Below are 8,483 nucleotides of genomic sequence, written 5' to 3' on the forward strand. Positions count from 1 at the left end.
ATGTATGGTATGAATTAAAACAAATTAAGGAGACTGATCAATGAGTAACTATAGTAACATTGATTCCAAACTGATCCATGGTGGAATTGACGGAGACGAAAATACTGGAGCAGTTAATGTACCAATATTTCAAACATCAACATATAAACAACAGGGTCTAGGCAAAAACAAGGGGTATGAATATTCGCGAACGGGAAATCCCACCAGACAGGCATTAGAATCTCTAATTGCAGATTTAGAAGGGGGCGTCGCGGGGTTTGCATTCGCCTCTGGAATGGCGGCAACCACCGCGGTGCTCAGCCTTTTTAAAACCGGAGATAAAATCATTATTTCAAGTAATGTTTATGGCGGAACCTTTCGGGTGTTAGATAAAGTATTTAATAATTTTGGCATCACCTATGAAATTGTCGAAACATCAGATTTGGCGATCCTAGAGAAAAGCATCGATGCGGATGTAAAGGCAATCTTTATTGAAAGTCCGGCAAACCCGATTTTGTCCATTACCGATATTAAAGAAGTGGCATTAATCGGTAAAAAGCATAATATCTTAACCATCGTAGACAATACCTTTATGACACCATACTTGCAGAGACCGATCGAACTTGGCGTCGACATTGTCGTCCACAGCGGCACCAAATATTTGGGCGGACATAGCGATTTGATTGCCGGACTTGCGGTCGTCAATAGTGAAGAACTGGCTGAACGGTTAGGCTTTATACAGAATTCAACAGGCGGGATTTTGCAGCCATTCGACAGCTTTCTGCTGATTCGGGGAATTAAAACCCTTGGCGTCAGAATGGACAGACATATCGAAAATGCCCTATTTATTGCGGAGGAGTTAAAAAAACATCCCGGCGTAAAGGCGATCTACTATCCCGGTTTGCCGGATAGTCAAGGATATGAAATCAATAAAAGCCAAACCAGCGGACCAGGTGGAATGCTGTCATTTGAACTTGATGAAAAATATAATATTCATAAGTTTTTTGAGTCACTGGAATTTATTTCATTGGCAGAGAGTTTGGGCGGCGTTGAATCGCTGATCTGCCATCCATCCAGTATGACACATGCTTCGATTCCGTATGAGATTCGACAAAAAGTTGGCATCGTTGAAAATTTAATCAGAATTTCGGTGGGGATAGAAAATAAAAATGATATCTTAAATGATTTGGAACAAGCATTCTTAAAGAGTTACGAGGGATAAAAATGGCTTATTATAATGACATTAGGGAATTAATCGGCAATACGCCAATGGTTAAACTTAATAATTTTGATATAAAAAAGGGCGTAAATATTTTTGCGAAACTTGAATTTTGGAATCCCGGGGGAAGTGTAAAAGACCGAATCGGTGTTTCAATGATCAAAGATGCAGAAGCACAGGGACTGTTAAAACCGGGTTATACCATTATCGAAGGGACGGCCGGCAATACCGGCCTCGGAGTTGCCCTGGCGGCCATCAATAAAGGCTACCGCGTTATTTTTGTGGTGCCCACTAAGTTTTCAATTGAAAAGCAGACGCTGATGCGTGCCTTCGGTGGAGAAATCATCAATACGCCACGGGAGTTAGGGATGCTTGGCGCAACCGCAAAAGCTCAGGAATTACTCAGAACGATTCCAAACTCGATCTCGCTTAAGCAATTTGACAATCCTTCGAATCCACTAACCCATTATGAAACAACCGGACCGGAAATATACCGCGACCTTGAAGGCAATATCGATTATTTGGTAGCTGGAGCCGGCAGCGGCGGAACTTATTCTGGGGTGGTGCGTTATTTGAAAGAGCAAAATCCCAATATCAAAGGGGTACTGGCCGATCCCATTGGTTCAATCATGGGTGGCGGTGATATTGGCTGTTACGATATTGAAGGCATCGGGAATGATTTTATTGCCACCACAATGGATATGTCTCTTGTGGATGAGGTGATAAAAGTGCATGACAGTAATGCTTTTGAAATTGCCAAATTGCTGGCGAAAAAGGAAGGGATTATTGCCGGCACCTCATCCGGCGCAGCTTTATTTGCAGCACTGAAGCTGGCTGAAAAAATTGACAAAGGCAACATCGTCACAATTTTACCGGATCGAGGAGACCGCTATTTCAGTAAAAACATTTATGATTAATTCTCCCTGCAAAAAAGATTCGTTGATACTATTCGTGTTAAATAGTACAATATAACAAATAATGAAGGAGTTGTTGGAAGACTCTGATTAGATGTTATTAAGCGAGGAGAAAAAAGCATGGATTTTAACACCCTTTGTATACACGGAAATAGTGAGAAATATGACACTACAGGTGCAGTGAGTGTTCCGATTTTTCAATCGGCAACCTTTGCTCATCCGGCGGTGGGAGAAAGTACCGGCTATGATTATTCCCGGCAGCAAAACCCGACTCGGGAACATCTGGAAAAGATCATGGTCAAACTGGAAGGTGGGTTTGACGCCCTGGCATTTTCAACCGGCATGGCCGCCATTGGCGCCGTCATGGAACTTTTTTCGCCAGGCGATCATATCATTGCTTCCGATGATCTTTATGGTGGATCCCATCGGCTGTTTCATCAAATTTCCATGAAAAATGGAATCAGTTTTGATTTTGTTAATACATCCGATATTTCTATGATTGAATCCCATATTCAGCCAAACACGAAAGGCGTGTTTATCGAAACGCCAACCAATCCGATGATGCAGGTCACGGATATAAAAGCAGTGGCTGAGTTGACAAAAAGACACAATCTGATTCTGATTGTGGATAATACTTTTTTGACCCCTTATTTTCAGAAACCAATTAAACTGGGGGCTGATATTGTCGTTCACAGCGGCACCAAATATTTGGGCGGTCATAATGACACGCTGGCCGGATTTGTGGTTGTGAATGATGAAAAAATATCAGATCGGTTGCGATTTATTTATAAGACCACCGGGGCCTGTCTCTCGCCTTTTGACAGCTGGCTGATGATCCGGGGCATTAAAACGCTGCCGATCCGAATGGATAAACAGCAGGAAAATGCCATGAAATTGGCGAACTGGCTGGGTGATCAACAGAAAGTTAAAACCGTATATTATATCGGCCTGCCCACTCATCCCGGCTATGAAATATCCCAACGTCAGGGCAGCGGTTTTGGGGCAATGATTTCTTTTGAAGTTGACAGTGAGAAAACGGTCAGAGATATTTTGGAAAAGGTTTCACTGATTCAATATGCAGAAAGTTTAGGAGGCGTTGAAACCCTCATTACCTACCCGATGCTCCAGACCCATGGCGATATCCCCAAAGCCGAGCGCGAAGCCAAGGGAATCAATGAATGTCTGCTGCGTCTGTCGGTGGGAATAGAAAGTGCCCAGGATTTGATCGATGACTTAGCCAGGGTAATAAAGGGGGAATAAAAATGACGTATAATTTCAACGAAATCATTCAGCGGGACAATACCAACTCCCTGAAATATGATTTCGCAAATCGCTGTGGCAAACCGGAAGGACTGCTGCCATTATGGGTTGCGGATATGGATTTTAAAACCCCTGGGCCGGTGGTGGAGGCCCTTGTCGAAAAAAGCAAGCACGGAATTTTTGGATATTCCGAAAGTGGTCAGGACTATTTCTTTGTTTTAAAAGACTGGTTCAAAACCAACTTCGAATGGGATATCCGACCAGACTGGCTGGTGAAGACGCCAGGAGTTGTTTATGCCATCGCCACGGCTATTCGCGGGATGACCGTTAAAGGGGATGGGATACTCATCCAACAGCCGGTTTATTATCCTTTTTCCGAGATAATCAGGATAAACGAGCGCAAATTGGTGGTGAATCAGCTCGTTTATGAAAAGGGCCGCTATACCATCGACTTTGCTGATTTTGAAAACAAGATCATCGCCAACGACGTGAAGTTGTTTATCTTATGCAATCCCCATAATCCAGTGGGGCGAGTGTGGACCAGAGAAGAACTCACCCGTTTGGGAGATATCTGTTTAAAACATCAGGTAACAGTTATTTCTGACGAAATTCATCAGGATTTTATTTATCCGGGTCATCAGCATCTGGTCTTTGCTGATTTAAAACCTGAATTTTTGAAGATTAGCATCACCTGTACAGCGCCAACTAAAACCTTTAATTTGGCGGGATTGCAAATATCCAATATCTTTATTAAAGACCGGGAATTGCGGAAAAAATTTGTCGATGAAATGACAAAAAGTGGTTATAACGAGCTGAATGTGATGGGAATCGTCGCCTGTACAGCGGCCTATTCACAGGGCCGAGAGTGGTTGAATGAACTAAGAACATATCTGGTCGGCAACCTGGATTTTGTCAGACGTTTTTTAAGTGAAAAACTGCCGCAGATAAAACTGGTTGAGCCGGAAGGAACCTATTTAGTTTGGTTGGATTTCAATGAACTCGGGCTGAGTGAAAAGGAACTGGAAGATTTAGTCATTAATAAAGCCGGTTTGTGGCTCGACGAAGGAATCATGTTTGGCGCCGGAGGCGAGGGCTTCCAACGGATCAATATCGCTTCGCCCAGAGTGATACTGGAACAGGCGTTAACACAATTGGAGCAGGCCATCAACAACGGATAAAGAAAAAGGCAAGGCTGATCTTTTTGATCAAGGCATTGCCTTTTTTATTGACTTTTTTCGGGACGAGTATTAAAATTATTGTAGTATTCATATATGTTTTAAATGAATTATACAACTCAGGAGGATGCAGAAATGAGCGAACGAAAATATGGTAGTGAATTTGGGTTTCAGACAAGAGCGGTGCATACCGGAAATGATGTCGATAAAGACTCGGGAGCAATCAAGCGACCGATAACAATGGCCAACAGTTATGAGCTGCCTTACGATCCTTCCGACATTAATTGGAGCAGTTCGGATAAAAGCCTGTATACCCGAAACGGCGGAACCAACCAAAAGTATCTGGAAGAAAAGATTGCCTCATTTGAAGGCAGTGACGATTGCATTGTTTTGGCGTCAGGCGTGGCTGCTCTTTCAGGACTATTCTTTGCCCTGCTGGAAAGCGGCGACCATGTGATGTTTTCAAATGTAACTTATGTGGCAGCTTATCGTTTGCTGAATGAACTGTTAAACAATAAGTTCAAAGTAGAAACCACAATTGTTGACACTACTGATTTAGAGGCAGTGAGGGCAGCAATCAGACCCAATACGAAGCTTGTACATATCGAAACACCCGGGAATCCAACGATTGGCATTTCAGATATTCAGGAGATTGCCAAGCTGGCACACAAAAATGGAGCATTGCTGTCAGTGGATAACACCTTTGCTTCGCCCTATAATCAGAGACCGATTGAATTGGGCGCGGACTTTGCAATTGAAAGTCTCACAAAATTTATTAATGGACATGGAGATGCCATGGGCGGCTCCATTGCGGGCCAAAAGGAAGCTCTGGATAAAATTCGTTTCCAGTCCCAGGTGAATCTTGGGGGAACTATCAGCCCGTTTAATGCCTGGTTGATTATGAGAGGGGCCGTCACATTTCCGCTGCGGATGAAACAACACAATGAAAATGCGTTGGCCGTGGCAAAGTTTTTAGCGGGCCTTGAAAGTGTGAGCTTTGTTTCATACCCTGGACTGCCCGGCAATAAAGGCCATGAGATTGCCAAGAAACAGATGGAAAAGGGCTTTGGTGGGGTCTTATCCTTTGGTTTAAAGGCCGATAAGGATACCTGCAATGAATTTGTCAGTCAGTTAAGGGTGGTGACATCGGCGGTGTCACTGGGACATGATGAAAGTTTAATTGTCTATCTTGGCGAAAATGACGAAAGACAATATCTGTATCCGGAAGAATTCCATCAGGGCTTTTTCCGGTTCAGTGTCGGAATTGAAGATGTGGAAGATATCATTTCGGATTTAGAGCAGGCCCTTGAAAAGGTGGGATTGAGTTTGAAAGTGGTGTAGGACGTTACAAAAGTTTATACGGATGTCGATGATGAGAGCCTACAGATAAACAGAAAACATCAGCCCAATCAAAAAAGATTTGTTTGATTGGGCTGATGTTAATTAAGCAGACACCCATAAAATTCAGATTAAAAAAATAGCTTACAGCGTTTCGTTCATGCTGCCGGTTCTATACCCTTTGAGATCTAAAGCGATATAGGTAAAACCGATTTTTTTAAAGGCATCATTGATTTTATTGCGAATTTCCTTATTCAGTAAGGTGTCAAAGCCGTTCTCGTCGGTTTCGATCCGGGCCAAATTGCCATGATAGCGGACTCTCACCTGATGCAAACCCAAATCAAGAAGGGTTTGTTCCGCCTGATCAATCATGTTAAGACGATCGGGGGTAATCGTCTCGCCATAGGGAAATCGAGATGATAAACAAGCGAAGGATTGTTTGTTCCAGGTGGGCAAACCGAGCTCCCGGGAAAGATGCCGTATTTCGTCTTTTGAGAGCTCGGCAAACCGCAAGGGGCTTTTGATATCCAATTCAGCCACCGCCAAAAGGCCGGGACGATAGTCACCATTATCATCAGTATTGGATCCTTCGATCACATTTTCCAATTGCCGATCTGCAGCAATAGCTTTAATTTTCGAAAAGAGTTCAGTTTTACAGAGATAACATCTGTTTTTAGGATTATGCGAAAAGCCTTCAATATCAAGCTCTTCTGAATCGATGACAATGTGCTCAATGTTGTTGGCCGTTGTAAAAGCTTCCGCTTCGGATAATTCTCTTTTAGGAAAGCTTTCGGAACGAGCTGTAACCGCAATCGCATTTTTTCCTAAAACATCATGGGCAACTTTTAATAAAAACGTCGAATCAACACCGCCTGAAAAAGCCACAGCGACGCTGTTGAGGCTTTTTAAATAATCCTGCAAACGGTCATACTTATTTGATATATTATCCATTACATTCTCCTTTTAGATGAAAATTTTAGAAAGACAACATTATTCATATCTAAATACTATGATTATTCTAATTGGCAATTCATCTTTTGTCAAGATAATTTATAAATGGGGTTGTGTTTATGATGGCTCTGTTAAATAAAAAAAGCTCCGGAAGATTTAAACACGCTTCCGGAGCTTTTTGATCGGTTATTAATTAAATGTAGAATAAAATATCTTCGTAATTTGGGTATGGCCAGTATTTCTTGGCGACAAGACTTTCAAGTTCATCCGCAAATTTGCGAAGTTCTTCCATTGCGGGGATGACCTGATCACAGTAATAGGTGGCTTCAGCCTGAGCTGATGCGGTGTCCTGAGCAGCGGCCAGAATTTTTTCCAGATCGTCAATGGAACGGATGAATTCGCCGGACAGTTTGGAGAGTCGTTCGGCCAGAGTTGATTCAGCCGAGACATCAATGAAATCACCACAGGATTTTTTCGCCAGCAGGGTGTCGCAAACCTCTTTGGTATAAGTAACAACAGCCGGTGAAATTTCACGTTTGGCGATGTTGAGCATGGTCAGGGCTTCAATGTTGATGGTTTTGCTGTATTCGTCCAGATGAATTTCATAACGGGAGTCCAATTCAGCCGGAGTATAAATATTGTGTCGGGCAAACAGTTCGACATTTTTATCTGAAGTATATTCAGCTAGGGCTGCCGGTGTGGTTCTCAGGTTGGGAAGGCCGCGGCGGGCGGCTTCTTCAACCCACTCCTCGGAGTAGTTGTTGCCGTTGAAGACAATGCGTTTATTTTCCGTGACGGATTTCTGCAGCAGGGCATCCAGGGCGGTATCAAAATCATCGGCCTTTTCCAGAACATCGGCATAGTTGCCCAGAACATCGGCGACGATGGTATTAAGGGTAATGTTCGGACCGGCGATGGACTGGTTGGAACCCAGCATCCGGAATTCGAACTTATTTCCGGTGAAGGCAAATGGCGAGGTTCGGTTACGGTCCGTCGCATCCATAATCAGTTTGGGCAGGGTGCTGACGCCCATTTCCAGCACCAGGTCTTTCGCTTCTTTAACCGGTTTGCCGGTTTCGATGGACTTCAGGGCGGCGGTCAGCTGTTCGCCGAGGAAAATGGAAACAATCGCCGGGGGGGCTTCATTCGCGCCCAAACGGTGATCATTGCCGGCGCTGGCAACGGTAATCCGCAGCAGTTCACTGTATTTGTTCACGGCTTCAACACAGGCACAGAGGAAAAGCAGGAACTGTTTGTTGTTGACTGGATCATCCCCCGGTTCCAGCAGGTTCTCGCCAGTGTTAGTGGACATCGAAAAGTTATTGTGCTTTCCGGAACCGTTGACGAAATCAAAGGGTTTTTCATGAAGCAGACAGGCCAGATCATGACGATAGGCTACCCGTTGCATGAATTCCATAACCAGCTGATTGTGATCCGTAGCGGTGTTTGTATTAGTGAAAATAGGCGCCATTTCATGCTGGGAAGGAGCCACTTCGTTGTGGCTGGTTTTGGAAGCAATGCCCAGTCGCCATAATTCCTTGTCGAGATCGGCCATGTAAGCGGCTACGCGGCCACGAATACGGCCGAAGTAATGGGTTTCCATTTCCTGGCCCTTGGGCGGTTTTGCGCCAAACAGAGTTCGGCCGG

At 44.0% G+C, this 8,483-nt stretch carries 7 protein-coding genes; 5 read left to right on the plus strand and 2 right to left on the minus strand.

Features of this window, described 5'->3' with window-relative positions:
• The first annotated feature begins 40 nt into the window (after positions 1 to 40).
• The 5 genes from FZC40_RS14190 (at position 41) to FZC40_RS14210 (ending at position 5,888) form a co-directional block, all read left to right on the plus strand.
• Complete coding sequence (locus FZC40_RS14190) at positions 41 to 1,201, plus strand: trans-sulfuration enzyme family protein (RefSeq protein WP_148605503.1); 1,161 nt, start codon at positions 41 to 43, stop codon at positions 1,199 to 1,201.
• Positions 1,202 to 1,203: 2 nt separating this feature from the next.
• Entirely contained in the window at positions 1,204 to 2,115 is a 912-nt protein-coding gene (locus FZC40_RS14195; RefSeq protein WP_148605505.1) for a PLP-dependent cysteine synthase family protein, read from the plus strand.
• Positions 2,116 to 2,232: 117 nt separating this feature from the next.
• Positions 2,233 to 3,372, plus strand: coding sequence for a trans-sulfuration enzyme family protein (locus FZC40_RS14200; RefSeq protein ID WP_148605507.1), 1,140 nt, complete (start codon positions 2,233 to 2,235; stop codon positions 3,370 to 3,372).
• A 2-nt stretch (positions 3,373 to 3,374) separates the two neighbouring features.
• The gene (locus FZC40_RS14205) at positions 3,375 to 4,550 is read left to right on the plus strand and encodes a MalY/PatB family protein (RefSeq protein ID WP_148605510.1); all 1,176 of its coding nucleotides are present in this window, start codon (positions 3,375 to 3,377) and stop codon (positions 4,548 to 4,550) included.
• A gap of 132 nt (positions 4,551 to 4,682) precedes the next feature.
• The gene (locus FZC40_RS14210) at positions 4,683 to 5,888 is read left to right on the plus strand and encodes a trans-sulfuration enzyme family protein (protein ID WP_148605512.1); all 1,206 of its coding nucleotides are present in this window, start codon (positions 4,683 to 4,685) and stop codon (positions 5,886 to 5,888) included.
• A gap of 141 nt (positions 5,889 to 6,029) precedes the next feature.
• Here the strand turns inward: FZC40_RS14210 and larE are convergent, their stop codons facing one another.
• Both larE and FZC40_RS14220 read right to left on the minus strand, forming a co-directional pair.
• A complete protein-coding gene (gene larE / locus FZC40_RS14215) occupies positions 6,030 to 6,836 on the minus strand; it encodes an ATP-dependent sacrificial sulfur transferase LarE (protein WP_148605515.1) in 807 nt (268 codons plus the stop codon).
• A 193-nt stretch (positions 6,837 to 7,029) separates the two neighbouring features.
• Positions 7,030 to 8,483, minus strand: a 1,454-nt coding sequence (locus FZC40_RS14220) for a glutamine synthetase III family protein (protein ID WP_148605516.1), incomplete at its 5' end; no start/stop codon positions are given.

It is taken from the genome of Acetobacterium tundrae, assembly GCF_008086615.1.
Classification (GTDB): domain Bacteria; phylum Bacillota; class Clostridia; order Eubacteriales; family Eubacteriaceae; genus Acetobacterium; species Acetobacterium tundrae.